This is a genomic window from Hydrogenibacillus sp. N12 (assembly GCF_019645935.1).
GTDB lineage: Bacteria > Bacillota > Bacilli > Thermicanales > DSM-22653 > Hydrogenibacillus > Hydrogenibacillus schlegelii.
Window position 1 is genome coordinate 2,299,033 of record NZ_CP080953.1, and the last position, 25,111, is coordinate 2,324,143.

At 66.5% G+C, this 25,111-nt stretch carries 24 protein-coding genes, 1 tRNA gene and 1 other RNA gene; 5 read left to right on the forward strand and 21 right to left on the reverse strand.

What is annotated here, in order from left to right; all coding sequences use genetic code 11:
* Position 1: 1 nt before the first annotated feature.
* On the reverse strand, positions 2-787 hold the full coding sequence (gene sufC / locus K2M58_RS10800; RefSeq protein WP_220677544.1) for a Fe-S cluster assembly ATPase SufC: 786 nt from the start codon (positions 785-787) through the stop codon (positions 2-4).
* Positions 788-992: 205 nt separating this feature from the next.
* Positions 993-1,415, reverse strand: a complete 423-nt coding sequence (locus tag K2M58_RS10805; protein ID WP_220677545.1) for a hypothetical protein — start codon at positions 1,413-1,415, stop codon at positions 993-995.
* Between the two features lie 136 nt (positions 1,416-1,551).
* Between K2M58_RS10805 and K2M58_RS10810 the strand changes: the two genes are divergently transcribed.
* Positions 1,552-1,710 carry a hypothetical protein gene (locus K2M58_RS10810; RefSeq protein ID WP_156423580.1) on the forward strand — a complete coding sequence of 53 codons (159 nt, stop codon included), beginning with the start codon at positions 1,552-1,554 and terminating at the stop codon, positions 1,708-1,710.
* Between the two features lie 210 nt (positions 1,711-1,920).
* Here the strand turns inward: K2M58_RS10810 and gcvH are convergent, their stop codons facing one another.
* Positions 1,921-2,301, reverse strand: a complete 381-nt coding sequence (gcvH, locus tag K2M58_RS10815) for a glycine cleavage system protein GcvH (protein ID WP_066202760.1) — start codon at positions 2,299-2,301, stop codon at positions 1,921-1,923.
* 102 nt (positions 2,302-2,403) lie between these two features.
* Positions 2,404-2,682, reverse strand: a complete 279-nt coding sequence (locus tag K2M58_RS10820; protein ID WP_220677546.1) for a thioredoxin domain-containing protein — start codon at positions 2,680-2,682, stop codon at positions 2,404-2,406.
* Between the two features lie 54 nt (positions 2,683-2,736).
* On the opposite strand from K2M58_RS10820, the gene istA reads away from it, so the two are divergent.
* Together istA and istB are read left to right on the forward strand one after the other, a co-directional pair.
* The gene (gene istA / locus K2M58_RS10825; RefSeq protein ID WP_252393391.1) at positions 2,737-4,014 is read left to right on the forward strand and encodes an IS21 family transposase; all 1,278 of its coding nucleotides are present in this window, start codon (positions 2,737-2,739) and stop codon (positions 4,012-4,014) included.
* Complete coding sequence (gene istB / locus K2M58_RS10830) at positions 4,011-4,796, forward strand: IS21-like element helper ATPase IstB (protein WP_220676869.1); 786 nt, start codon at positions 4,011-4,013, stop codon at positions 4,794-4,796. The genes istA and istB overlap by 4 nt, the downstream gene beginning before the upstream one ends.
* Before the next feature lie 92 nt (positions 4,797-4,888).
* Here istB and K2M58_RS10835 read toward each other — a convergent pair whose 3' ends face one another.
* The 3 genes from K2M58_RS10835 to K2M58_RS10845 all read right to left on the reverse strand — a co-directional run bounded on the left by K2M58_RS10835 (position 4,889) and on the right by K2M58_RS10845 (position 6,107).
* Positions 4,889-5,302 (reverse strand): redoxin domain-containing protein, encoded by a 414-nt coding sequence (locus K2M58_RS10835; RefSeq protein ID WP_220677547.1) that lies wholly within the window; start codon positions 5,300-5,302, stop codon positions 4,889-4,891.
* A gap of 114 nt (positions 5,303-5,416) precedes the next feature.
* The gene (locus tag K2M58_RS10840) at positions 5,417-5,785 is read right to left on the reverse strand and encodes an ArsR/SmtB family transcription factor (RefSeq protein ID WP_220677548.1); all 369 of its coding nucleotides are present in this window, start codon (positions 5,783-5,785) and stop codon (positions 5,417-5,419) included.
* A complete protein-coding gene (locus tag K2M58_RS10845; protein WP_066202775.1) occupies positions 5,739-6,107 on the reverse strand; it encodes an arsenate reductase family protein in 369 nt (122 codons plus the stop codon). Before K2M58_RS10845 ends, K2M58_RS10840 begins: the two co-directional genes overlap by 47 nt.
* 266 nt (positions 6,108-6,373) lie before the next feature.
* On the opposite strand from K2M58_RS10845, the gene K2M58_RS10850 reads away from it, so the two are divergent.
* Positions 6,374-6,856: an acyl-CoA thioesterase gene (locus K2M58_RS10850; protein WP_252393622.1), complete on the forward strand. Its 483-nt coding sequence runs from the start codon at positions 6,374-6,376 to the stop codon at positions 6,854-6,856.
* A 106-nt stretch (positions 6,857-6,962) separates the two neighbouring features.
* Here K2M58_RS10850 and K2M58_RS10855 read toward each other — a convergent pair whose 3' ends face one another.
* The 7 genes from K2M58_RS10855 to K2M58_RS10885 form a co-directional block, all read right to left on the reverse strand.
* Entirely contained in the window at positions 6,963-8,738 is a 1,776-nt protein-coding gene (locus K2M58_RS10855) for an acyl-CoA dehydrogenase family protein (protein WP_220677550.1), read from the reverse strand.
* A gap of 78 nt (positions 8,739-8,816) precedes the next feature.
* Positions 8,817-10,001, reverse strand: coding sequence for an acetyl-CoA C-acyltransferase (locus K2M58_RS10860; RefSeq protein WP_220677551.1), 1,185 nt, complete (start codon positions 9,999-10,001; stop codon positions 8,817-8,819).
* Between the two features lie 236 nt (positions 10,002-10,237).
* The gene (locus K2M58_RS10865; protein WP_220677552.1) at positions 10,238-12,631 is read right to left on the reverse strand and encodes a 3-hydroxyacyl-CoA dehydrogenase/enoyl-CoA hydratase family protein; all 2,394 of its coding nucleotides are present in this window, start codon (positions 12,629-12,631) and stop codon (positions 10,238-10,240) included.
* 162 nt (positions 12,632-12,793) lie between these two features.
* The gene (locus K2M58_RS10870) at positions 12,794-14,140 is read right to left on the reverse strand and encodes an MFS transporter (RefSeq protein WP_220677553.1); all 1,347 of its coding nucleotides are present in this window, start codon (positions 14,138-14,140) and stop codon (positions 12,794-12,796) included.
* Positions 14,141-14,206: 66 nt separating this feature from the next.
* A complete protein-coding gene (locus K2M58_RS10875) occupies positions 14,207-14,857 on the reverse strand; it encodes a YigZ family protein (RefSeq protein ID WP_220677554.1) in 651 nt (216 codons plus the stop codon).
* Positions 14,858-15,064: 207 nt separating this feature from the next.
* Positions 15,065-15,138: transfer RNA gene (locus K2M58_RS10880), tRNA-Thr, on the reverse strand.
* A gap of 247 nt (positions 15,139-15,385) precedes the next feature.
* On the reverse strand, positions 15,386-16,036 hold the full coding sequence (locus K2M58_RS10885; RefSeq protein ID WP_220677555.1) for an NUDIX hydrolase: 651 nt from the start codon (positions 16,034-16,036) through the stop codon (positions 15,386-15,388).
* Between the two features lie 102 nt (positions 16,037-16,138).
* On the opposite strand from K2M58_RS10885, the gene hemQ reads away from it, so the two are divergent.
* Positions 16,139-16,873, forward strand: coding sequence for a hydrogen peroxide-dependent heme synthase (gene hemQ / locus K2M58_RS10890; RefSeq protein ID WP_220677556.1), 735 nt, complete (start codon positions 16,139-16,141; stop codon positions 16,871-16,873).
* A 122-nt stretch (positions 16,874-16,995) separates the two neighbouring features.
* On the opposite strand, the gene ssrA is transcribed toward hemQ, so the two are convergent.
* The 7 genes from ssrA to secG all read right to left on the reverse strand — a co-directional run bounded on the left by ssrA (position 16,996) and on the right by secG (position 24,922).
* Positions 16,996-17,348, reverse strand: a transfer-messenger RNA (tmRNA) gene (gene ssrA, locus K2M58_RS10895).
* Positions 17,349-17,584: 236 nt separating this feature from the next.
* A complete protein-coding gene (rmuC, locus tag K2M58_RS10900) occupies positions 17,585-18,946 on the reverse strand; it encodes a DNA recombination protein RmuC (protein WP_252393469.1) in 1,362 nt (453 codons plus the stop codon).
* 79 nt (positions 18,947-19,025) lie between these two features.
* Complete coding sequence (rlmD, locus tag K2M58_RS10905; RefSeq protein WP_220677557.1) at positions 19,026-20,666, reverse strand: 23S rRNA (uracil(1939)-C(5))-methyltransferase RlmD; 1,641 nt, start codon at positions 20,664-20,666, stop codon at positions 19,026-19,028.
* 87 nt (positions 20,667-20,753) lie between these two features.
* The gene (gene smpB / locus K2M58_RS10910; protein WP_220677558.1) at positions 20,754-21,224 is read right to left on the reverse strand and encodes an SsrA-binding protein SmpB; all 471 of its coding nucleotides are present in this window, start codon (positions 21,222-21,224) and stop codon (positions 20,754-20,756) included.
* 19 nt (positions 21,225-21,243) lie between these two features.
* Positions 21,244-23,574, reverse strand: a complete 2,331-nt coding sequence (gene rnr, locus K2M58_RS10915) for a ribonuclease R (protein WP_220677559.1) — start codon at positions 23,572-23,574, stop codon at positions 21,244-21,246.
* Positions 23,575-23,773: 199 nt separating this feature from the next.
* Positions 23,774-24,565 carry an alpha/beta hydrolase gene (locus K2M58_RS10920; RefSeq protein ID WP_220677560.1) on the reverse strand — a complete coding sequence of 264 codons (792 nt, stop codon included), beginning with the start codon at positions 24,563-24,565 and terminating at the stop codon, positions 23,774-23,776.
* A 123-nt stretch (positions 24,566-24,688) separates the two neighbouring features.
* The gene (gene secG / locus K2M58_RS10925) at positions 24,689-24,922 is read right to left on the reverse strand and encodes a preprotein translocase subunit SecG (protein ID WP_220678907.1); all 234 of its coding nucleotides are present in this window, start codon (positions 24,920-24,922) and stop codon (positions 24,689-24,691) included.
* Positions 24,923-25,111 lie beyond the last annotated feature (189 nt).

The window sequence follows — 25,111 nt, forward strand, 5'->3', positions numbered from 1 at the left end:
GTCACACCTCCTGCCCGACCGTCTCGTCGACGATGCCGAGCGCTTCTTTGATCCAGTCGTACCCTTTCGCCTCGAGCGCTTCCGCGAGCTCCGGCCCGCCGGATTTGACGATCCGGCCCTGCATGAGGACGTGGACGAAGTGCGGCCGGATGTAATTGAGGAGGCGCTGGTAGTGGGTGATGACGAGGACGCCCAGGTTTTCCGACAGCATCTCGTTGACGCCCCTGGCGACGATCTTCAGGGCGTCGATGTCGAGGCCGGAGTCGACTTCGTCGAGGATGGCGATCTTCGGCTCGAGGAGCATCATCTGGAGAATCTCGTTCCGCTTCTTCTCGCCGCCGGAAAACCCTTCGTTGAGCGACCGTCGGACCATATCCTGCGGCATCTCGAGCGTCTTTAGGGCCCGGTCGAGCTTCCGGACGAACTCCATGAGCGGGATCTCGTTTCCTTCTCCCCGCCGGGCGTTGATCGCCGTCCGGAGGAAGTCGCTCGTCGACACGCCGCTCACTTCGCTCGGGTACTGCATGGCGAGAAAGAGGCCTTTTCGCGCCCGCTCGTCGACGGACATCGCCAGGACGTCTTCGCCGTCGAGCGTCACCGTCCCGGCGGTCACCTCGTAGCGGGGGTGCCCCATGAGCGCCTGCGCCAGCGTGCTCTTGCCGGTGCCGTTCGGGCCCATGATCGCGTGCACTTCCCCGCCGCGGATGACGAGGTCGAGCCCGCGGATGATCGGCTTGCCGTCGACCGCGACATGCAGATTTTCTATCTTTAATTCCGGTCGCGCCATCGTGTCGCCTCCGTTTGCATGAAGTGGTTCCGATCCCATTGTACCGCACGGCGCCGGCGTTTTCAACTGATTCTCAATTACAGAAGCAAACGAGGACAAACCGACAGGGTTTTTCTTTTGCGAACCGTTCCAATGGCCGGCCCGCAAAACGCCCCGATGACCCCTCGGCGGGCCGTCTCCCCGGCCGCCACCGATCGCCGGACGTTCAGCCGTCGGCCTGCCGGTTCTCAGCCTGAATCCGAACCCGAAGCTCGAGAAGCCGCCGAAGGCGGTCGTGGAGCTCCCGCCGCCACAGGCGATCGTCGAGCGCCCGGGCGGCCGAAAGGAGATCGAGCGCCTGATCGATCAGCCCCTCGACGAGCGCCTCGGCGTCGCCGTCGTCCCAGAAGGGCTGGGCCGCCCGGAGCGCCGCCTCGTCGTACCGGAGGAGCTCGGCGACGTCGACGACGCGGGCGCCGTCGGCTTCCGCGTAATCGAGGAGGAGATCAAAGGCGTCGGCGACCAGAGGATGGACGTCGAACCGGCGGCAGACCGGGCAGTAGACGAGGGGCACGCGATCGAAGACGATGCCGTTTCGCCTCAGGCGCCCGATCGAGCCGACCATCATCGCGCCGCAGCACCAGCTCATGGCGATGTCTCCTTCACCGGCGCACCCGAAAATCGACGGATGAATGCGTTCGCTTTACGGGCGTTCACCGGCGTGTTATAATGTGACCAAACGATGACATGTGGCCGGACGATGATCGCCGGGGGAGGAGTGGACCGTGTTTCACTATCTCGTCGCCGTCCTCGCGGTCGTTTTCTTTTTCCTGGCGCCGACGCTGCCGTGGAAGATGCTCGCCGTCGGCGTCCTTCTCGTCGCAGTTCCCCTTTTCTTGCATGAGTTTTTAAGCGCCGATGTCACCGGCGACCGGCGGTTTTAGAGCCGGCCGGGCGGCCTCCGGCTTGCGGGCCGGTCGGAAGTCGGCCGCTTGTAAGCCGGGGCGCCGGCGCACGGCTTTGGGGCCGGCGGCCGCCCGCGCGACCCGATCGGCGTCCGAGGGCCCATCTTCGAAAAGACCGCCTAAAGAAAAGACCGCCGAAACGGCGGTTTTTCTTCTGCCGGCGATCCGGCCCGGCGGTGAGCGCATCCGTCATTCGCCGATGTGAGTTCGGTAGGCCTCGGCGTCGAGAAGCGCCGCGAGCTCTTCCGGGCGGCTCATCTCGACGACGATCATCCAGCCGTCGGTGTACGGCGCCCGGTTGACGAGCTCCGGTTCATCGGCCAGCCGAGCGTTGACCTCGACGACGGTCCCGGAGACGGGGGCATACAGCTCGGAGACGGTTTTCACCGATTCGACGGTGCCGAACGGTTCGCCGGCCGTCACGGTCGCGCCGACTTCCGGAAGCTCGACGTAGACGATGTCCCCGAGCTCATCTTGCGCAAAGTCGGTAATCCCTATGTACGCTCGGTTGCCCTCGACGCGGACCCACTCGTGCTCCCGGGAATACCGGAGTTCCGCGGGAAATTCCACCCTCACACCCTCCTCTCCGTCTTCATGCCCATCATACGACGTTCGCCCCTTCGATGCAAACGGGCAAAAAAGACGCCGGCCCGCATCCGGGCCGGCACCGCTTCACTTGAGCGCCTCCGCCACCTTGCCGACGAGATCCATGCCGGGCCGGAGGGCCTTTTCGCCCTTCCGCCAGCCGGCCGGGCAGGCGACGCCGGGATTCTTCCGCACGAAGTCGAACGCCTCCAGAAGCCGGAGCGTCTCTTCGGCGTTCCGGCCGACGTCGTACCACGTCACTTCCTGCGCCCGGAGGATGCCGTCCGGATCGACGATGAACGTCCCCCGTGTCAACATCGGATGTAAAATCCCCAATAGCAGCGGATAAAGATTCCCCAAAATCACCGGCATGATTTCCTCAAAATCATCGGGATGAATTCCCCACCCCTGTGTCGAACTATGGCACCTGCCATCACTTTTGGGGAGGTGCCGGTGATGAGGGAGAGTGAGAAGATGGAGATCAGGAAGCTGTATGAGGAGGGCGTCAGCATCTCGGAACTGGCCAGAAGATACGGCCATGACCGCAAAACCATCCGCAAGGCTGTGAGTGAGCCGAGGCAGCAGGAGGAGGGGAGGGTGAAGTCGCGCAGCCGTAGGGTGAAAGGCCACAAGCTGGAGCCGTACAAGGCCTATGTGGAGCAGCGCATGCGTATCGGCGTCCTCAATGCGGAGCGAATCTTTCGCGAGATCCGGGAGCAGGGATATACCGGCGGAATTACCGTACTGCGCGAGTTCATGCACCCTCTCCGCCCGGTTGTCTCTGCCAAGGCAACCGTGCGGTTTGAGACGGCTCCGGGGGAACAAGCGCAAATCGACCTGGGCGCATTCCCCTACCTGGATCCGCAGGGCCATCGGCGCAAGGTATGGTGCTTTGCCATGGTCCTCGCCTACTCCCGCATGCTCTACCTGGAGTTTATCAGAGCGGCGGACCAACGGCATATCCTCCAGGCGCTCCGGAACGCGCTGGAGTTCTTCGGCGGGGTTCCAAAGGTCATGCTCAGCGACAACTGCTCCCCGCTGGTCGTGGCCAACGACGGTCATGGACACGTCGACTGGCAGCCGGCGTACATGGACTTCGCCAAGTACTACGGATTCGTGCCCAAGGCCTGTAAGCCCTACCGAAGTCGCACCAAAGGGAAGATTGAACGGCCCATCGGGTATATCCGGTCCAGCTTCTGGCCGGTTTCGTTCGTGGACCATGACGACCTGAACCGGCAAGGTGCCATCTGGCGGGATACGGTGGCTAATGTGCGCATCCACGGCACGACGCGGGAGCAGCCGGTGGTGCGGTTTCAGGCCGAGACGCTTAAGCCCCTGCCTAAGAGCCGGTACACGCTGGCGTACGCCGATATGCGCAAGGTCATGAGCGATTGTCGCATCTCCTGGAACACGAACATGTACACCGTTCCATGGCGGTATGTGGGGCACACCGTGCTGGTCCGGGAGTTTGAGTCAGGCCGCCTGCAGATCGAGTACGGCGGGCAGGTCATTGCCGAACACCGCGTGCTCACAGGCAGGCACCAGGTCTCAACCGACCCTGAGCACTTCAAGGGCATCCCGGCTGGGACGCCTCATCCGGATCGAGGCAAGGTGCCAGGGTTGCAAATCGGGCCGGACGTGGAGCAGCGGGAGCTGTCCGTCTATGAGCAGATCGCGATGGGAGGTCAGGGGCAATGAGTGAGGCGTTGGTTTTGGCCAAGGCCGAGGAGCAGCTGCTGGAGCTGGGATTGAAGCGCGCCGCGGCGGTGCTGCCGGCGTGCGTGGAGTGGGCAGCGGGGCACCAGGCGACCTATGCGGAGTTCCTGCACAGACTGCTGGATGCTGAGCAGGAGGAGCGATACAGCCGTTACATGCACGCCAGACTCCGCATGGCCAACTTCCCGTATCACAAGACCCTTGCAGATTTCGATTTCTCGTTCCAGCCGTCCGTCGATGAGCGACAAATACGCGAACTGGCCGGCTTGACGTTCATCCGGGAGGGCAGCAACGTCATCTTCCTGGGACCGCCGGGGGTGGGCAAGACCCACCTTGCGGTGGCCCTGGGGATGGAGGCGATTCGACAGCGCATGAGCGTCTACTTCGTGACCATGCAGAAGCTGGTCGCTGACTTGCGACGGGCGTACCAAGAGGGACGGCTGGACAAGCGCCTGCGCATCTACACCCAGCCGAAGCTGCTGATCTGCGACGAAGTCGGCTACTTGCCGCTTGACGCCTTGGACGCCGCGAACTTCTTCCGGCTCGTGTCGGAGCGCTACGAGCATGGCTCCCTGATCATCACGTCCAACACCAGCTTCACCAACTGGGGGACACTCTTCGGTGACCAGGTGCTGGCCTCTGCCTTGCTCGACCGGCTCCTGCACCACGCCACCACCATCAACATCCGCGGCAACAGCTACCGGATGAAGGACAAGCTGCGCGCCGGGGTGACCCATGCGCTGAAGGAGGAGGTGACCGCGTAGATCGAACATACGTCTGGGGAATGATGCGCGATGATTTTGGGGAACTGAATCCGCTGTTTGTGGGGAATCGAACGCGATTTTTTTGGGGAGTTTTAATCCGCTATTGACACCCGAAGCGCCGTCCCGTCCGTCTCGTTGTAAATGTTGAGCGCCCGTGCAAGCCGCCCGGCGTGGTCCGCCGCCATCGGAAAGCGCACGCCTTCGAGCAGCTTCTCCGACTCCAGCCACGCCTTGTGGGTGTAGACGGTGTCGGTGCTCACGCCGACGACTTCCGCCCCGAGGGCCCGGAAGGCGTCATAGTGCCGGGCGAAGTCGGCGAGCTCCGTCGGGCAGACGAACGTAAAGTCCGCCGGGTAGAAAACCAGCACCGTCCACCGCTTCTCGGGCGCCGACGGGCCGAGGCGAATCTCGCCTTCGGTCTTCGTCTCGGGAAAGTACGCCGGCAGCACGAGGTCGGGCAGCGCTTCGCCGAGTCTGACGATGGCCGTCGTCTCCGTCCCCTGCATCGGAGTCCTCCTTTTCACGGGAATTTTAAAGGATCGCCTCATGGGAAGAAGTTCACGGGCGCCTCCTATTATAGGGGAATTCCCTGACGAAGACAAGTTAAGACTAAGAGCAATTTAATTTTCGTCCGGCGCGCCGGCCGCCGGCGGGTCGGCTCCGTCGAGCTGAAAAAGGAGCCCGGCGAGCACCGACCGAAGGCGCCGGACGTCGACTTCGTAGCAGACCCACGGCCCCCGTTCCTCGGTGACGACGAGCCCCGCTTCCCGGAGGATCTTGAGATGGTGCGACACCGTCGACTGGGCGAGCCCGAGCTCGGCGACGAGGTCGCCGCAAAACTGCCGCCGCTCCAGAAGAAGCTGCAAGATCCGGTAGCGCGCTTCGTGCCCGAGGGCTTTGAAGACGGCGACGGCCTCCGCTTCCGGGCCGACGGCGCTGGTCTCAAGCCCCTTCGCCTCGGAGCCAGACCCGCTCCATCGTTGCTTCATCAAACCCGATCGTCACCCGCTTTCCGTCGGTGATCACCGGTCGCCGGATGAGTTTTCCATGCGCGGCGAGGAGGCGAAGTTTTTCGTCGTCGCTCATCGACGGCAGCCGGTCTTTGAGGCCGAGCTCCCGGTAGAGCCCGCTCGAAGGATTGAACCACCGGTCAAGGGGAAGGCCGCTTTTTTGCCAGAGATCCCGAAGCGTCTCGATGTCGGGCGTCTCGGCGACGATGTCGACGATCCGGTACGAAAGGCCATGCCGGTCCAGCCATGCCTTTCCCTTGCGGCTCGTGGCGCATTTGGGATAATGATACAAGGTAAGCACCGCCGTCCTCCTTTCCGCTTCCTCTCTCCGTATTCTATCACCTTTCCGGCACGGGACCACCTTTCCGGCACGGAACCCCCTTTAAGGCATGCAACCCCGTTTTCGGCGTGCGACCCCCTTATCCGTCGTTCGACCACGCCGAGCCGAAAGCTCCCTTTAGAGCTGAAGGAGGGAACGTTTTGCATCGATCTGTCGAGCGGGAGGAACCAAACCCGACCGCCCACGCCGGGCGGGCGCCCGGCGCCAAGCCGTGCCGCGAAAGCCGGGTGGTGAAGACGCGCCTCATTTTTCCCAAGGACACGAACCGCCACGGAACGCTCTTCGGCGGCGAACTCATGCGGGACATCGACGACGTGGCGGCGATCGCCGCCATGCGGCACAGCCGCCGGCAGGTCGTCACGGCATCGATCGACTCGATCGATTTTCTCCGGCCGATCGCCCAAAACGATGCCGTCACCCTTGAGGCGTTCGTCACCTGGACGGGGACGACGTCCATGGAAGTGTTCGTCAAGGTCATCACCGAGGATATGTTGAGCGGCGAGCGGGAGGTCGCGGCGACGGCCTTCGCCACGTTCGTCGCCCTAGACGACGCCATGTGCCCGGCGCCGGTCCCTCCGGTCTACCCCGAAACGGAAGAAGAGCGCCTCCTCTACGATGGGGCGCCGGAGCGGGTCGCCGAGCGGAAGCGGCGGAAAGAAAAAAGCCGCGCCTTTGCGCGGCTGTTCGAAATCGGCCGCCGGGACGGCTGAGGGAGGCGAGCCGAGAAATGCGCGGCGGAGCGTTCCGCCGCGTTTTCTGGTGTCGGGCCTCATCGGCGGAAAACCCGCACCGGCGTGGGACGCCCGACCGGCCGGTTCAGGCCCGGACGGCGTAGCCATCGGCGGCGAGCACCCGCCGGGCGATCGTCCGCCGGAGGGCGACGAGGTTCGCCGGCGTCCGGCGGGTGAGCTTCCGGAGGACCGACAGCTGCGTTCGGAGGAGATCGCCTTCCTCCATCGCCGCGAGGGCTTCTCGGGCGACCCGTTCGATCCGGTCGAAGTGGGTGTGGGCGACCGCCCGGGCGAGGTCGATGTGCCCGCGGGCCTCGGCCTCGCCGTTTCGGGCGAGGGCTTTCTCCGCCCGGAGAAGGCTCGACTCGAGGGCGAAGAGGTCGATGGCCAGATCCGCAGCCGCGGCGAGAAGCTCCTGCTCCGCTTCGAGGGCCTGGCCGTACTTCTGGACCGCCGTGCCGGCGACGAAGAGAAAGATCTTCTTCCCTTGCTCAAGAAGCGCCCGGGCCTCGCCGAGGGGGCCTTCCGGGATGTCGGCGGCGCCGACGGCAAGAAGCTCGTCTTCGAGCCGCCGGGCGGCGCCGAGGAGGTCGAGCTCGCCCCGCATCGCCTTTTTGAGGAGCATGTCGGGGATGAGCAGGCGGTTGATCTCGTTCGTCCCTTCGAAGATGCGGTTGATGCGGCTGTCCCGGTACGCCTTTTCGACCTCGTATTCGGCCATGTAACCGTAGCCGCCGTGGATCTGGACGCCTTCGTCGACGACGTAGTCGAGGGCTTCGGTGGCGTAGACCTTGTTCACCGAGCTTTCGATGGCGTACTCGGCGATCCCCCGGGCGACTTCCCGGCCGTCGTCCACCTTGTCGCCGAGCGCCCGGAGCATCTCGTCGAAGTAGCCGGCGGTCCGGTAGAGGATGCTCTCGGCGGCGTAGGTGCGGATCGCCATCTCGCCGAGCTTCGCCTGGATGAGGGCGAAGTCGGCGATCGGCCGGCCGAACTGTTTCCGCTCTTTGGCGTAGCGGGCGGAAAGCTCGATCACCCGCTTGGCGGCGCCGACGGCGCCGGCGGCGAGCTTGAAGCGGCCGATGTTCAGGATGTTGAAGGCGACGACGTGACCGCGGCCGACTTCGCCGAGGACGTTGTCCACCGGCACCGGCACGTCTTCGAGGATGAGGGTGCGGGTCGACGAACCCTTGATGCCCATCTTCTTTTCTTCCGGGCCGGTCCGGACGCCGGGGAAGTCCCGCTCGACGATGAAGGCGGTAAATTTTTCGCCGTCGACTTTGGCGTAGACGACGAACACGTCGGCGAAGCCGGAGTTGGTGATCCACTGTTTTTCGCCGTTCAGGATGTAGTGGGTGCCGGCGTCGTTCAGGACGGCCTTCGTCCGGGCGCCGAGGGCATCCGAGCCGGAGCCCGCTTCGGTGAGGGCGTAGGCGGCGATCTTCTCCCCGCTGGCGAGGGCCGGGAGGTACTTCTGCTTCTGAGCTTCGGTGCCGAAAAAGACGATCGGCAGCGTCCCGATGCCGGTGTGCGCTCCGATCGTCAGGGCAAAGGAGCGGGCCGGCGCCAGCGTCTCGGCCAGAAGCGTCGTCGTCGTCTTCGGAAGGCCGAGGCCGCCGTATTTTTCCGGCACGTCGCCGGCGAGAAGCCCGAGCTCGCCGGCTTTTTTCATCAGCCGGACGGAATGTTCGAAGGCGTGCTTTTCCTCGATCTCCTCGAGCACCGGGAGGACGTCTTTTTCGACGAACTGCCGGGCCGTCTTGGCAATCATCCGTTCGTCTTCGGTGAGGTCTTCCGGCGTAAAGACCCGCTCCGGCGGGATGGCGGCGATGAGATACGATCCACCTTTGACGATGTCCATGCGCGTTCCTCCTTCCGGATCGACGTCGACTCAGGCGTCGGCGCGTCATGATCGTCGCTTAGCCGCCGCGCCGGGGCCTCAGGCGCTCTCCGGCCGCTCGAAGACGCCGGCGGCGCCCATGCCGCCGCCGATGCACATCGTGACGACGCCGTAGCGACCGCCGCGGCGCTCCAGTTCGTGCATCAGCGTCACGGTGAGCTTGGCGCCGGTCGCCCCGAGGGGATGGCCGAGGGCGATGGCGCCGCCGAGGACGTTCGTCTTCGCCCGATCGAGGCCGAGCTCCCGGATGACGTAGAGCGTCTGGGAAGCAAACGCCTCGTTCAGCTCGATGAGATCGACGTCGTCGAGGTCGATGCCGGCGATCTTCAGGGCCTTCGGCACGGCAAACACCGGTCCGATGCCCATGATGTCCGGATCGACGCCGGCGACGGCAAAGGAGCGGTAGATGAGGCGCGGGCGAAGGCCGAGGGCGCGGGCTTTTTCGGCGGACATGACGAGGACGAACGCCGCGCCGTCGCTCGTCTGGGAGCTGTTGCCGGCGGTGACGGTGCCGCCTTCCCGAAAAGCCGGCTTTAAGGCCGCCAGCTTTTCAAGAGACGTGTCCGGCCGTACGCCTTCGTCGGTGTCGAAGACGCGGGTCGTCTCCACGACGCGGCCGTTTTCGTACCGCCTTTCGACGACGGTAAGCGGGACGATCTCGTCTTTGAACTTTCCTTCGGCGATGGCGGCGTGGGCCCGCCGATGGCTTTCCAGGGCGTAGGCGTCCTGGTCTTCGCGGCTTACGCCGAAGCGCCGGGCGACTTCCTCCGCGGTGTGGCCCATCGCCATGTACGCCTCCGGCATCACCGTCATGAGGTCCGGATCCGGTGCGACGACGTGACCGCCCATCGGCACGAGGCTCATGCTCTCGACGCCGCCGGCGAGGATGACGTCCGCCTGGCCGAGCATGATCCGCTCGGCGGCAAAGGCGATCGTCTGCAGCCCGGAGCTGCAGTAGCGGTTGATCGTGATCCCCGGCACGCTCGTCGGCAGCCCCGCCGCGAGGACGATGTTCCGGCCGAGGTTCATTCCCTGTTCCCCTTCCGGGAATGCGCAGCCGACCATGACGTCGTCGATCTCCCGCGGGTCGAGCTGGGGCACCCGGGCGAGGAGCGCCTTGACGACTTCGGCGCCCATCTTCACCGGCGAGTAATGACGGAGCGCCCCCCGCGGCGCCTTGCCGACAGCCGTCCGAAGGCCGGCGACGATGACGGCTTCTCGCATGCAACTTCCCCTCCTCCGGCGCCGAATCCCGACGCCCTTTCGCTTTTCCGGATCGGGCCCCGCCGGTCGGAGCCGCCGGTCCCTTGCCCGGGCCTTACGGCTCAGGACCGGCGGACTCCGAACCGGGGCCCTCCCCCGACGAACTCCGAACCGGGACCGGGCCGATCCATCGCGGGCGCCCCCCGTCCGATGCCGGGCGAACGCCCTTTCGAGCGGAGCGGCATTCGAATTCCGGATTAATTCCGGAGCGGTTTTCCGGTCTTCAGCATGTGGGCCATGCGGGCCTGGGTCTTCGGCATGCCGATCAGGCTCAAAAAGGCCTCCCGCTCGAGGTCGAGGAGGTACTGCTCGTCCACGAGCGTCCCCTTCGGCACCCGCCCGCCGGCGAGGACGAAGGCGAGCTTGTCGGCGATGACGACGTCGTGGTCGGTGATCGCCCGACGGTTTTGCAGCTGGTAGATGCCGAGGCGCATCGTCGCGTAGCCCGGCTCGCCGACGACGGGGATCTTCCGGGGCGCCGGCGGGGTATAGCCCGTCCGGACGAGCTCGAGGACCGCCCGCTTCGCCTCGGCGAGAAGGTGCTCCCGGTTCGGGACGATCACGTCGGTCGGTCGGAGGTAGCCGAGGCGCCGGGCGTCTTCGCCGCTCGTCGACACCCTGGCCATGGCGATCGTCTCGAGGGCGTGGTTGACCAGCGGCTGAAGGTCCAGCTTGACCCCCTCCGGCACCCGCTCGACCATGCGAAGGAGGAACTCCTTCGTCCCGCCGCCGGCGGGGATGAGGCCGACGGCCGTCTCGACGAGGCCCATGTACGTCTCGGCGGCCGCCACGATCCGGTCCGCCGCCGCCGCCACCTCATAGCCGCCGCCCAGCGTCATGCCGAACGGCGCGGCGACGACCGGCCGGCGGGCGTACTTGATCCGAAGCGTAAAGGCCTGAAACTCCCGGACGAGCCGGTCGATCTCGTCCCAGTTTTCGTCTTCGGCCTCCATGAGCATGAGCATGAGGTTTGCGCCAGCGCTGAAGTTTTTTCCTTCGTTGCCGATGACGAGGCCGTCGAAGTGGTCGTCGAGGAGGCGGAACGCTTCGTTCGCCACGGCGACGATGTCGGTCCCGAGGGCGTTCCCCTTGCTGTGAAACTCGAGGGCCAGGACGCCGTCGCCGAGGTCGACGAGGGAGGCGCTCCGGTTACCGCCGATCGTCCGCCCGGCCGCCTTGAGGCGCTTTAAGGAGAGGGCCTCCGGCGGGAGGACGAAGGGCGCGTAGCCGCCGCGGCCGAAGATGACCACCTCGGTCCCCTCCTGGCGGTAGAACGCCGGTTCCGGTTCCCGGAGGAGCGCCTCGACCCAGTCCGGGAGCGTCTCGCCCTCCTTTTTCATCCGCTCGGCGACCCGCCGGACGCCGAGGAGATCCCAGAGCTCGAACGGCCCGAGGCTCCAGCCGAAGCCGAGCTTCATCGCCCGGTCGATGTCGGCCGGGCTGTCGGCGATCTCGCCGACCTTGGCGGCGGCGTAAAGGAGCGTCTTTTTCGTCACTTCCCACGCGAACCGGCCGGCGACGTCGTCGGCGAACAGGAGGAGTTCAAGCCGCGTCTTTAAATCTTTCCCCTGGCCGGCGACGAGCGACGGCGCGGAAAACGCCTGCCGCGGCCGGTACTCGAGGGTCTCAAGATCGAGGGCGAGGATTTTTTTCTCGCCGTTTTCCCGGACCTGCTTGTAAAAGCCGGCGCCGCGCTTCTGGCCGACGAGCCCCCGCTCGACCATCGTCCGGAAGACGTCCGGCGCCTGGAAGGCCGCCTTTTCGTCCGGATCGGAGACGTTGTCCACGACGTTGTTCGCGACGTGGAGGAACGTATCGAGGCCGACGACGTCGAGGGTGCGGAACGTCGCCGATTTCGGCCGGCCCATCGCCTCGCCGGTGATGGCATCGACCGCCTCCACCGAAAGCCCCATCGCCTCCATCGCCCGATAGGTGACCAGAAGGCCGTAGGTGCCGATCCGGTTGGCGATGAAGTTCGGCGTGTCCTTGGCGACGACGACGCCCTTGCCGAGCTTGACTTCGGCAAACCGCCGCATGTCTTCGACGATCTTCGGGTCCGTCTCCGGATGCGGGATGAGCTCGAGCAGCGGCAGGTAGCGCGGCGGGTTGAAAAAGTGCGTGCCGAGGAAGTGCCGCCGGAAGGCCGGGCTCCGGCCCTCGACCATGCGGGCGATCGAAATGCCGGAGGTGTTCGTGCTGACGACCGTCCCTTCCCGCCAGTATGGCTCGACCCGCTCGAGGAGCGCCCGCTTTGCGCCGAGATCCTCGACGATGACCTCGATGATCCAGTCGACCTCGCTCAGGCGGTGAAGGTCGTCTTCGAAGTTGCCCGTCTCGATCAAGTCGAGGGCCTGAGGGGTATAGAGGGGCGACGGGCTTTCCTTAAGAAGCCGCGCCTTTCCCGCCTCCGCCAGGCGGTTTCGCACCGCCCGGTCCTCGAGCGTAAGCCCCCGGGCCTGTTCTTCGTCCGTAAGCGCTTTCGGCACCATGTCCATGAGGAGCACCCGGAGGCCGACGTTGGCCAGGTGCGCCGCGATGCCCGCACCCATGACGCCGGCCCCGAGCACCGCCGCCCGCGTGATGCGCCGCAATCGGATCCCTCCCCGTTTGCCTGGAATGACCGCGTCGACTTTCCGCCTGTCCACATCCCCAGCCGCGCCGCTCTTGAATGAATGCTCATTCACTCTCTTTTACTATAACGCGCCGCCGGGCAGAATGCAACCACCCGGCGGCGCCGCTTCGGCGCTCCGGCTTCACCCCGTCCGCTCGGCTTCCGTCGGCTTGGCCCCGACCCTCGGCTCCGGAGCCCGGGCGGCCAGGGCCGCTCCCCAGGCGAAGACGCCGGCGGCAAGAAGCCGAAGGAGCGACGACAGATGCATCGCCCCGTGGAGGCCGACGAGGCCGGCGAGCCAGACGCCGACCTGCGGCGCGAGAAAGCCGACGGCGCCGACGCCAACGTTGAAAAGCGCCACCGCCGCCGTCCGCTTCTCCGCCGGTGAGACGGCGAGGAGTTCGTTGAAGAGAAGGAGCACGGTTCCGGCGACGAAAAGTCCGGTGAAAAAATTGACAAAAATCAGATAGACCGGCGACGTCGAAAGCACCGTGAGCGTCGGCGCCGTCGCCATACCGACGGCCGTCACCGCGAGCATCGGGCCGTTGCCGAAGCGCTCGGCGAGGCGTCCCCAGGCGGTGAAGGCGATGATCTGGGACAGCTGGTTGGCGACGGTAAAGAGCGCCAGCCAGAGGGCCGTCGCCTGAACGACCTTGACGTTGTACAGATTAAAAAGCGGCCACGCCATCTGCCAGGCGAAGTTGAAAAACAGGCCGGCAAAGAAAAAGCGGGCGTATGCCGGCGACCGAAACAGCCCGCGAAACGCCCCCATCCCCCGAACGCCGTCCTCCGGCGTCGCCGTTTCGACGTGCTGAACGAGCGCCGCCGTCTCCAGAAAACCGAACAGAGCGGCCAGGGCGATGAACGCCTGGTACGGGCCGGGAGATCGCTTGTCAAAGGCGTTCAGAATGAGGCCCGACGCGAGGACGACGAGCATCGTCCAGAGGGTCGTGTCCCGGTTCCGGCGGCTGAAAAAGCGATTCCGCCGCTCCGGCGGGATGAGGGCGCCGATGAACGCCTGCCAGCCGAGGGCGCCCAACGCCGTCGGGACGTTCATGAGGGCGACGAAGAGGACGACCCACCACGCCGGGTCGAGCCACGGCTGCACCGGCGCCAGGGCCACGAGGAGCATGAAGACCTTGCCGAGGCCGAGGTTCGCCGCCGTAAACGGCTTGAGGCGCCTAAGCCGCGCCAGCCAGAGCGCCCCGGGGATGAGGACGAGGAAGTTCACAAGCTGCGGCAAAGACGAAAGAAGCGCCACCTGGTAGTCCGTCGCGTGCAGCGCTTCGATGGCAAACAGCGGGAGAAAGCTCGAGAAAATGCCCGCGGCGATGGCGGCGAAAATGCCGTTTTGGATGCTTTTTTCCATGTTGTACGCGAGGCGCGCCTCATCGCTCCACGCCTCCGGCGGCTCCGAAGGCCTTCGCGAGGCTTTCGACCGGAAAAACGCCGTCCGGCGAAGGCCGACCGTCCGGCGCCGTCCGTCCATCGTCGATCCCTGTCCTTTCCGGCATCGATCCCGGCCCTTTTTCCGTCCCGATGGGGTGGCGCCGGCCTATCCCTCGTCGTCCGCCGGGACGATCGGCTCGTCGAGCCAGGTGGCGCCGTCGGCGACGGCCCGCCCCCGCCCCCGGGTCGCGGCGGAGACGGCGGAGAAAAACGCCTCGGTCTCATCCGGCAAAACGGCAAAGACGAGCCCCACGACGTCGAGGTAAGCGACGTCCGCCGGACGGAAGCCCGCCCGGGCAAGGGCCGCCTGGACCGCCTCGACGTCGGCGTACGACAGCGTCAGGCGGTACCGCACTGCCGGTCGCCGGCGGATGAGGCCGGCGGCCCGAAGGCCGAGATGGGCCGATTTGCGATAGGCCCGGATGAGCCCGCCGGCGCCGAGCTTGATGCCGCCGAAGTAGCGGGTGACGACGACGACGGCATTGGTCACTTCGCGAGCCAGGAGCGCCTCCAGCACCGGCCGGCCGGCGGTGCCGGCCGGCTCCCCGTCGTCGTCGGCGTGCTGGATCCGATGGGCGACGCCGACGACGTAAGCGCTCACGTTGTGGGTCGCGTCCCAGTGTTTTTTTCGAATCGATTGAATAAATTCTCGAGCTTCCGCTTCGCTCTCCGCCGGGCGGGCGTAAGCGATAAAGCGCGACCGCTCGACCGTCCACTCGGCCGTTCCCGGCCCCGACAGCGTGACGTACGGCGTCATGGACCTCGCTCCCCCGTTTGCCGATGAGACCCGACCGGGCCGAAGCCCAAGAAGGCGGCCGAGGCCCGACGCCGGGAGCATGACCGCCGCGAGATCCAAGGGCATAGCCGCCGAGGGGAAGGCCGGCGAAAAACGGCAGGGGGACAACGCCAAACAAACGGCAAGCAAAAATAAAAAGCAAGGCTTCCCCTTGCTCATCGTCGAAGCTGGTGCCGAGTCGGAGAGTCGAACTCCGAACTGCGCATTACGAGTGCGCCGTTATACCGTTTAACTAACTCGGCACGATCTTTTCTTCCTCGCTCGGAACGATCTTTTCTTCCTCGTTCTTCCTCGGCCTCGGCCTGACCCTTTCTTCGGCCCGCCGTTTGCCGTCCGGTTCATCCCCGGCAGGGTCATGGACTTCGGTCGGCTGCATGCCTCCGACACCGGCTGCCCCCGCCGTTTCGCCCGCGTTCCGACGCCGGCCAGCCCGATCCCGCCGGCGGTCACGCTTCCCTATTATACACGGCGGCGCGGTTTTGTCAAACCCTACGGCTCTGGCATTTTTTGCACAAGCTGCAGGAAGATGTGCACGAGACGGGCGGTGAGCCCCCAGATGACGTGGCGGTCGGTGAGGTAAAAGAGTTCCGGGATCGTCCGCCGGCGGAACGGGTAGCTGCGGCCGCCGGGGATCCGCTCGAACGGAAAATCGTCGCCGGGAAGCAGGGTGAGGGTCGCCTCGTACACTTCCGGCGGATGGACCAAAAACCAGCCGACCGGAACGGTGAAGACGTGATCGACCTCCGCCGGGTTCGGCCGGATCGCCTCCGACGCCGGGATCTCGCCGACGTAGGCGTGAACGGCCGCCTGATAGGGCGGAAGAAGAATCCCGAGCTTCGACCAGAGCGACAGCCGCTCCCGCGAAAGGCCGAGCTCCTCCGCCGCCTCCCGAAGCGCCGTCTCCGCCGGCGATGCGTCGTCGGGCTCCACCCGCCCGCCGGGGAAGCTCACCTCGCCGGGCTGCCGCCGGAGCGTCCGGGCCCGCACTTCGAAGAGAAGGTGCGCCTCTCCGTCCCGTTCGACCACCGGCAAGAAGACCGCATAGGGCTCCAGCTCGGCAAAGCCGTAGAGCCGTTCCCCGCCCTCCTCCCTTCGGCCGGAAAACCGCCGCCGCAGGCTCGAAACGTCGATCCCGTCCACCCCACCCACCGCCTGCCGCTATTTTCGATGCCCTTATGGTACAATACATCCGGGGGGCCGGGCAAGCCGGCCCGGACCCACGACCGAACCGGAGGGATGACGATGCCCGAACCGGCCCACACCGTCGAAGGTTGGCACGTCGTGCATGATTTTCGAACGATCGATTGGAGGGCGTGGAAGACCGCGCCGGCGGCCGATCGCGCCCGAGCCCTTGAGGCGCTGGAGGCGCTCCTGACCGACTGGCAGAAGGTCGAAGACGAAGGCCGGGGGTCCTACGGCGTCTTTCAGATCGTCGGGCAGAAGGCGGACCTCCTTTTTCTCCATTTCCGTCCGACGCTGGATGAGCTGCTCGCCGTCAAGACGGCCTTCAACCGGACGACGCTCGCCGACTTTCTCCGACCGGCGTACGGCTATTACTCGATCGTCGAGCTCGGCGGATACACCGGCAATCCGGAGGAAGACCCGTGGGCGAAGGCCCGCCTCTATCCGAAAGTGCACCGGGACGGTTACGTCTGCTTCTATCCGATGAGCAAAAAACGCGCCGGCGCCGACAACTGGTACATGCTGCCTCAGGAAGAGCGGGCGCGGATGATGCACTCCCACGGCGACATCGGCAAAAAGTTCCGCGGCCGGGTCACCCAGGTGATCAGCGGCTCCCAGGGGCTCGACGACTGGGAGTGGGGCGTGACGCTGTACGCGCCGGATCCGATCCACTTCAAAAAGATCATTTACGAAATGCGCTTCGACGAGGTGAGCGCCCGCTTCGGCGAGTTCGGCCCCTTCTACGTCGGCAAGGGCCTCGACCTGGGCGGACTGAAGGCGCTTTTCTCCCTCTGACGGGAAGCCCTTTAAGGGAAAAGACACGCAAAAAGCGCGGGGCGATGCCCCGCGCTTCGGTTTTTCTGTCACCCGATCCCCATCGACGGCCCCCGGCCGGCCTCCGGATCGCCGGGTATGTATGGTGGAGGCGGGGGGAATCGAACCCCCGTCCGAAGGCCTCGCCACAACCGCTTCTCCGAGCGCAGCTCAGGTTTTGTGACGCCGCAGGCGCTCCCCTGAGCCGGATCGTCCTGCGGCCTGCCCGATTCGGTCTCTTCGGCGGCCTCCGGGCGAAAGGCCGGCCGCGTAGCCCGCTAAGCCGGCCCCGCACCGTCAGACGCGGGCAATCCGACGGGCGGGGTTAGCCGGATTAAGCGGCTAAAGCGAGTTCGTTCTTGTTGGCACTTATTGGCCGTCCGCGTTGTTGCGGGGACGCGGCCCCCCGGCTCGCTACGGTTGCTCGATCGACCCCCGTCGAACCCAGAACGCCCCCATCTAAGCCCCCTAGGGGCAAATTTGATCATAGCACATTTCCTGAAGAAAAAGCAAGGGCCCCCACCCGTTTCCTTTCTGCAGGTTTTCGGGGGCCTGGGGCGGCGATGGAGGGGGCGTCCATCCGCCGTCGGGACGCCCCGAAACCGCGACGGGCCGATGCGCCGGCCAAGACCACCGGCGTTGCCGCCGAAACGCCGCCGGAACACCGCGACGCCGACCGAGCGCTCCTTTGCCTCACCCGTCTTCTTCCCCCGCCATCAGCAGGCGGCCGGCCTCCGCCTCGGGGAGGACCTCGACGTCCTTTAAGCGCCGGACGATCGTCCGGGTTTTTTTCGTCGCGTCGTCGAGGGAGTGGCTCGCTTCCTGCAGCTTTTTTTGCGTTTTGTCCAGGAGCTCGGCAAAGCGGGCAAAATCGTTTTTCACCGCGCCGAGAAGCCGCCACACCTCGCCGGAACGCCGCTCGATGGCCAGCGTGCGGAAGCCCATCTGCAGGCTGTGGAGGAGGGCCGCGGCCGTCGTCGGTCCGACGACGACGACGCGAAACTCCCGCTGGAGCGCTTCGAACAGGCCGGGCCGGCGGAGGATTTCCGCGTACAGCCCCTCGAGCGGCACGAAGAGGAGGGCGAATTCGGTCGTCTGAGGCGGATGGACGTATTTCGCCTGAATCGACCGGGCTTCGGCCCGAAGGCGCGCCTCGAGCTTCTGCCGGGCCTCGTCGACGGCCTGGCGGTCGCCGGCCTCTTCCGCCTCGAGGAGGCGCTGGTAGTCTTCCAGCGGGAATTTGCTGTCGATCGGAAGCCACACCGGCCCTTCGCCCTTCCCCGGCAGCCGGATGGCGAAGTCGACCCGCTCGCCGCGGGGGCCGAGCGGCACTTGCCGCTCAAACTGATCGGCGGTGAGGATCTCCGAAAGGAGCCCCTCGAGCCGGATTTCGCCGAGAAAGCCCCGGGCCTTCACGTTCGTGAGCACCCGTTTGAGGTCGCCGACGCCGGCGGCGAGGGCCTGCATCTCGCCGAGCCCCTGATGCACCCGCTCGAGCCGTTCGCTCACCTGCCGGAACGATTCGCCGAGGCGCCGTTCGAGGGTTTCGTGGAGCTTTTCGTCGACCGTCCGGCGCATCGCCTCGAGCTTTTGTTCGTTGTCCTGCCGGAGCCGCTCGAGTTTCGCCTCGACGGCTTCCCGCAGACGTTCGAGCTTCGTCTCGTTTAACGAAAGGAGCGCCGTCAGCCGCTCCGCCATCTCGCCGAGGGTGGCGTGCTGCTTGCGAAGATCGCCGTCGAGGCGCTCGGCAAGCATCGCGCCGAGGCTGCGGATCGAGGCGGCAAGCTCTTCCCGTCCGGCCCGGGCGGCTTCTTCGGCCTGCAACCGGTCGCGGACCGCCTCGTCCCGAAGGAACGCCCGGAGGTCGTCGACGGCCTTCTCGAGCCGACCGAGCCGCTCCCGAAAATCGGCCGCGTCCTCGTGCCCGCGACCGACGAAGCGGCGGACGAGGAAGAAAACGAGCAAAGCAAAAACGATCCCGCCGGCGACGCCGAGAAGCATCGGACCGATGAAGGACGACGAGGCCGCCGGGCCGAAGGCTTCGCTGGACGACAAGGACGGCTTCCCCCGCTTTCGTCTTCTCCCAAGCCACCGGCGGGTCTTCCCGCCTTTTTCCTTGTCCTTCGGGTTTGACCTAGCTTCGGTCCGGTTCCTGGTTCCGCGGCGTTTGCTCCGAGTCCCGGCCCGCGCGTTCCAGCCGGGCGACGAGCTCGACGTGGGCCGTCTGCGGAAACATGTCCACCGGCTGAACGGCGACGAGCCGGTAACCGAAGGCCGAAAGCTCCCGGACGTCCGGCGCAAACGTCTCCGGGTTGCACGAAACGTAGATGACCGCCGGCGGCCCCAGGCGGCCGATCTTTCGCATCACCTTGCCGCCGGCGCCGGAGCGGGGCGGGTCGAGGAACAGGAGGTCGACCCGGCCGCCCAGGTGCTCCACCGCCCGGTCGAGCCCCCGCCGGACGTCGTCGGCGAGGAAGGTGACGTTCGGCACGGCGTTTTCCCGGGCGTTCTCCCACGCCGCCTCGACCGATTCCGGGACGAGTTCGACCCCGACGGCCGCGGACACCTTCCGAGCGAGGGGGAGGGTGAACGTCCCGACGCCGGAAAAGAGGTCGATCGCCCGCATGTCCGGCTCCGGTTCGGCGAGGGCGAGGGCCGCCTCGAGGAGCGCTTCCGCCTGCACGGGGTTCGTTTGAAAAAACGTTTGCGGCAGGAGGCGGTAGCGCATCCCGCCCAGCGTATCGACGAGGACCCCCTCGCCGGCCAGGAGGCGGACGTCATCATAGCCGACGGCGTCGGAAAGCCCCCGGTAGGCGACCCAGTAGAGGCCGGCTAGGCGAAAGCCCGCATCATCCGCCGCCGCCTGAAGCCGCGCCACCCAGTCGCGGGCGGCGGCCTGAAGCGCCGGATCGTCCGGCAGCCGGGCGGCAAAGAGGGCGACGAGAACGGCGCCGTCCGATCGGGCGCGCCGGACCATAAGGTAGCGCAAAAGCCCCTCGTGGCGCCGCTTGTCGTATCCCGGAAGGCCGTGCGCCCGGGCCCAAGCGGCCGTCTCGGCCGCCATCCGGAACATGTGCGGGTGGGCGATATAGCAGACGTCGAGGGGCACCGGCCGATCGTAATGGCCGAGGCGGTTTAAGCCCAGCGCGCCGTCCGGGGCAAAGGTGAATTCCATCTTGTTCCGGTAATGCCACGGCTCGTCCATGCCGACCGCCGGACGAACGACGTCGGCCGGAAGGCCGTGGGCTTCGAGGAGATCGCGAACCCGTTCCGTTTTGAAGGCGACCTGCGCCGCGTAATCGATGTGCTGCCAGGTGCAGCCGCCGCACGTGCCGAAGTGGGGACAGCGGGGTTCGATGCGGGCCGGATGTCGTTCGAGGACCGTCTGAACGGCGGCGATCCGGTGGCCTTTGAACCGCCAGTCGGTGAGGACCGCCCGCACCGTCTCGCCGGGGAGGGTGTAGGGGACGGCGACGGGGCGAAGGCGCCCCTGCCGTTCCACCTCCGCCTGGCCGAACCCCCGGCGGTCCAGCCGTTCGATCCGAAGCACCCGCACGCCCTGGCCGTCGCGGACGGCGCTTCGCTCCGGCCCGGAGCCGCCCGACCCCGCGGCGGGTTCGGCTCCCGCGGGCGGCGCTTCGCCCTCCCCCGCGGCGCGGCCAGCTCGCTCGAGCGCCACTTCCTTTGGACGATCCGGGCCGCCTGGGTCCGCGGACCGCCCGCTTTGGGCGCCCGGAACGGCGGCCCCTTCGGCCACAAGGCGTTCGTCGGCCATGCCGGCCCTCCTTTCTTCTTCGTTTTCTTCTTTAGGGGAGATCGTCCGCCGGGCGAAGGCGGGCCGGCAAAGCGGGCGGCCCGGCGCTTATTTGAGCCGGCCGCGGAAGGCCCGCTCCGCCTCCCGGCGGACCGCCTTTTCCCGAAGCGCTTCCCGTTTGTCGTGGAGCTTTTTCCCTTTGGCGAGGGCAAGTTCGACTTTGATCCAGCCGCGACGGAGGTAGACGGAAAGCGGGACGAGGGTGTAGCCCTCCTCCCGCGTCTTGCCGATCAGCCGGTCGATTTCCCGCCGGTGAAGGAGCAGCTTCCGGGTCCGGAGCGGGTCGTGGTTGAAGCGGTTGCCCTGCTCGTAGGGGCTGATGTGCATGTTCAGCACGTAGAGTTCCCCGTTTTTGACGTACGCGTAGCTGTCCTTGAGGTTGATCCGCCCCTGTCGGGCGGACTTCACTTCGGTGCCGGTGAGGACGATGCCCGCCTCAAACGTCTCTTCGATAAAGTAATCGTGGCGGGCTTTCCGGTTCTGGGCGAGGAGTTTTTTCCCTTCCTCCTGGCGTTCCACCGCCTCCTCCCCCCTTGGTTCAGCGCTTGGACCGCTTTTTTCGCCGCCCCCCGCCGGGCGATGCGGGCGGTGCGGCGTCCGGGTTAGAGGGATGCTTTTTGGCCCGGGACCGGCCCCGCTTTTTCTTGCTCCCTTTCTCCCGGGCGGAACCGGCCGCATGATCGCCCACCGGTCGGGCGGCGCGGATGACCTTGACCCGGCCTTCCGAACGCTGGCGAGCGCGGGCCGTTCCTTCCTCGACGAGGACGAAATCGACCGTCCGCTCGGCGATGTTCACGCCGACGCAGCGGACGCGGACCGGATCGCCGAGGCGGTACGTCTTCCCGGTGTGTTCCCCGATGAGGGCGTACTGCCGCTCGTGGAAGTGATAGTAGTCGTCCCCCATCGTGCTGACGTGGACGAGCCCTTCGATCGTGTTCGGGAGCCGGACGAAGAGGCCGAACGACGTCACGCCGCTGATCACGGCGTCGAATTCGTCGCCGATCCGCCCGGCCATATATTCGGCCATCTTCAGGGCGTCGGTCTCCCGCTCCGCCTCCATTGCCACCCGTTCGCGAATCGACGATTGCTCGGCGATGTCCGGAAGCGCTTCCCGGATGGCGGCGAGGGCGGTCGGATCGAGATCGCGGTCGAACTCGTACCGCCGGAGCAGCCGGTGGACGACGAGGTCCGGATAGCGCCGAATCGGCGCGGTGAAATGGGTGTAGTATTCGGCGGCGAGGCCGAAATGCCCTTCGTTCGTCGCGGCATACCGGGCCTGCTGCATCGACCGAAGAAGCACCTGAGCGATGATCGCCTCCTCCGGCTCGCCGCGGGCTTCGTTCAGGATCGCCTGCAGCGCCCGGGGCTGGACGCGGCCCGGGGCGCCCCGGACGATGTAGCCGAAGGCGCTGATGAACTCAAGAAAGGCCTGGATCTTCTCCGGGTCCGGCGGCTCGTGGATGCGGTAGAGGAAGGGGAGGTCCCGGAAAGCGATGTGCTCGGCCACCGTCTCGTTGGCCGCCAGCATGAAGTCTTCGATGAGCATCTCCGCCTTGTCCCGCTCCCGCGGCCGGACGTCGATCGGCCGGCCCCGGTCGTCGAGGACGATGTGGGGCTCTTCCAGGTCGAAATCGATCGCCCCCCGCTCGATGCGGCGGGCCCGAAGCCGCTCGGACAGCGCCGCCATCTCGAGGAGCATCGGCGCAAACGGATGGAGCGGGTCGTCGGGCGGGACGGCGCCTTCCCGAAGCAGGCGGTTGACGTCGGTATAGGTGAGGCGCGCGTCGGAGCGGATGACGCTCGGGTAGAAGGCGTAATCGAGGCGCCGGGCGGTCCGGTCGAACGTCATCTCGCAGGTGATCGCCAGCCGATCGACGCCGGGGTTCAGGCTCGCGATGCCGTTGGAAAGCTCCGGCGGAAGCATCGGGATCACCCGGTCGACGAGGTAGATGCTCGTCCCGCGCCGGTACGCCTCCCGGTCGAGGGCCGTCCCTTCCCGGACGTAGTGAGCGACGTCGGCGATGTGGACGTAAAGCCGCACCCGGTCCCCGAGGACCTCGAGGGAGACGGCGTCGTCGATGTCCTTCGCGTCTTCGCCGTCGATCGTCACCGTCATGAGCGCGGTCAGGTCCCGCCGACCGATCCGCTCTTCCGGGAGCACCGCCTGCGGCAGCGCCCGGGCCTCCGCCAGGACGTCGTCGGGAAAAGCCTCCGGCAGCTCGTACTTCCGGATGATGGAACGAATGTCGACGCCGGGCTCCCCTTCGGCGCCGAGGATTTCGACGACGCGGCCGAGGGCGGTGACGTCCTCCGTCGGGTAGCGTTCGATCCGAACGACGACCTTATCCCCTTGCCGGGCGCTCAGCGTCCCGTCCGGCGGGACGAAGATCACGTCGCCGATCCGCCGGTCGTCCGGGACGACGGCACCGCCGCCGGGCGTCTTGTGAAACGTCCCGACGATCTCCTTCTTCGCCCGGGCGAGGATGCGGACGACTTCCCCTTCCATCCGCCGGCCTTCTTCGGCGCGGCGGTTGATCCGGACGAGGACCCGGTCGCCGTGCCAGGCGCCGTTTAAGTCGCCGGGATGGATGTAGACGTCCGGCTCCCCCGGGGTGTCGGGGATGAGGAAGGCAAACCCCTTGCGGTGTCCTTCGATCGTCCCCCGGACGAGGTTCATCATCTCCGGCAGGCCGTAGCGGCCGGCCCGGGTGCGGACGATCTTCCCCTCCGCTTCGAGGCGGCGAAGGAGGTCGCTCAGGCGTTCCGCCGCCTCCGGCGTTTGGATGCCGAGGGCCGCTTCGATCTCGGCCCGCCGCATCGGCCGGCCGCGAATGGTCGATTTGAGCAGGGCGATCAGCTCGGACTCCACCGTCTTGTCCTCCTTTGAGAAGAGCCGGACGATTCGTCCGCCCTTCGCTTCCCCGCGGGCCGCCCTTTCTCCGGACGCCGCGCCGCTTCCGGCGGGCCCTGCCGGCTGGCGGAGAAAACCTTTGTCCGGCGACTTTTAGGCACCGCGTTGTTACCAGTATGTCTGGCCGCGGCCGGGAAAAACCCGGGTGCCCCTTCGATCAAACCGGCGCCCCGCCCGATTCCGGCGGCGCCGGCGCGCCGGGGACATGGGTATGAAGAAACCGCGCGATGTCCCGAAAGAGGGTTTCCTTTTCCCGTTCGAGGACGATCAGATGGGACGCCTCCGGATACCAGACGAGCGCCTTTTTGGCCGGCGGCGTGCCGGCGCGGCGAAAGATCCGCTCCGCATCTTGCGGAAAGATCGTCTCATCCCGAAGGCCTTGGGCGATGAAAAGCGGCACGCGAACGTCGGGCAGTTCCCGCCGGACGACCCGAAGAAGGCGCCAAAGCTCCACCACTGACCGCACCGGGATTCGATCATACGGCACGAGATGCGCCTCGATATGGGGCGGCTTTTTGCCTTCTCGCGGCCGATACGGGTAAAAGCGGTGGACGAGCGGGGCGAGGTAAGCCCGGCGATCGCGAAATCGGAGCGGGGCCGCGAGGACGACGGCCGCCCGCGGGGCAAGCTCCCGTGCAATGAGGAGGGCGATCGCTCCGCCCATCGACAGCCCGGCGACGACGACGCCGCCCGGCGCCGCCTCGGCGAGCCGAAGGTAGGCCGCCCGGGCGCCGTCGACCCAGTCCGTCCAGCGCGTCCGGCGGAGCGCCTCCGGCGTCTCGCCGTGCCCCGGAAGCAGGGGCGCATGCACCGTATACCCCAGCCGATGAAAGAAGGTCCCCATCGGCCGCATCTCCGACGGCGTCCCGGCAAATCCGTGCAAGATGAGGAGACCGATCGGACCGCCCGTCCAGAAGAACGGCGACGGCGAGCGGGCGACGGCGTTCACGCCCGACCCCTCCTTGATGTCCAAGCCGCCGCTAGGGTTGGCTTATGAAAAACGCCACCTCTTTCCGGCGAGGCGGCGGATCGGCGCGGCCGGCGAGGATGCCGGCCCGAACGTTGGGACGGATCACTTCACGAGATAGGCGACGGCCATCGCGAGCAGCATAAAGGTCACGGCGAGGATCCGGGTGAGGTTGTGGAGCAGGCCGTCGATCCCCCGGGCCTTCTGCCGGCCGAAAAGTTGCTCGGCACCGCCGGTGATGGCGCCGCTCAGCCCGGCGCTTTTTCCCGCCTGCAGCACGATGACGGCGATGAGCATGAGGGCGTTGATGAGAAGAAGGACGGTCAAAATCGTCGCCAGCATGATCGACCCTCCACGGAGCCGGCGGCCGCCTGGGGCGCGCCGTTGTCGCCTGTAGTCTAACATAGCCTGAAAGGCCGCGCAAGAAGCGGGAATTTTGGCGGTCGACTCCGGTGACGGTTTGTTTCATCGCCTGAGTGAACGACCTTCGTGGTGCGCCATCTTGACGCTCAGCGCCACATTGGCTTC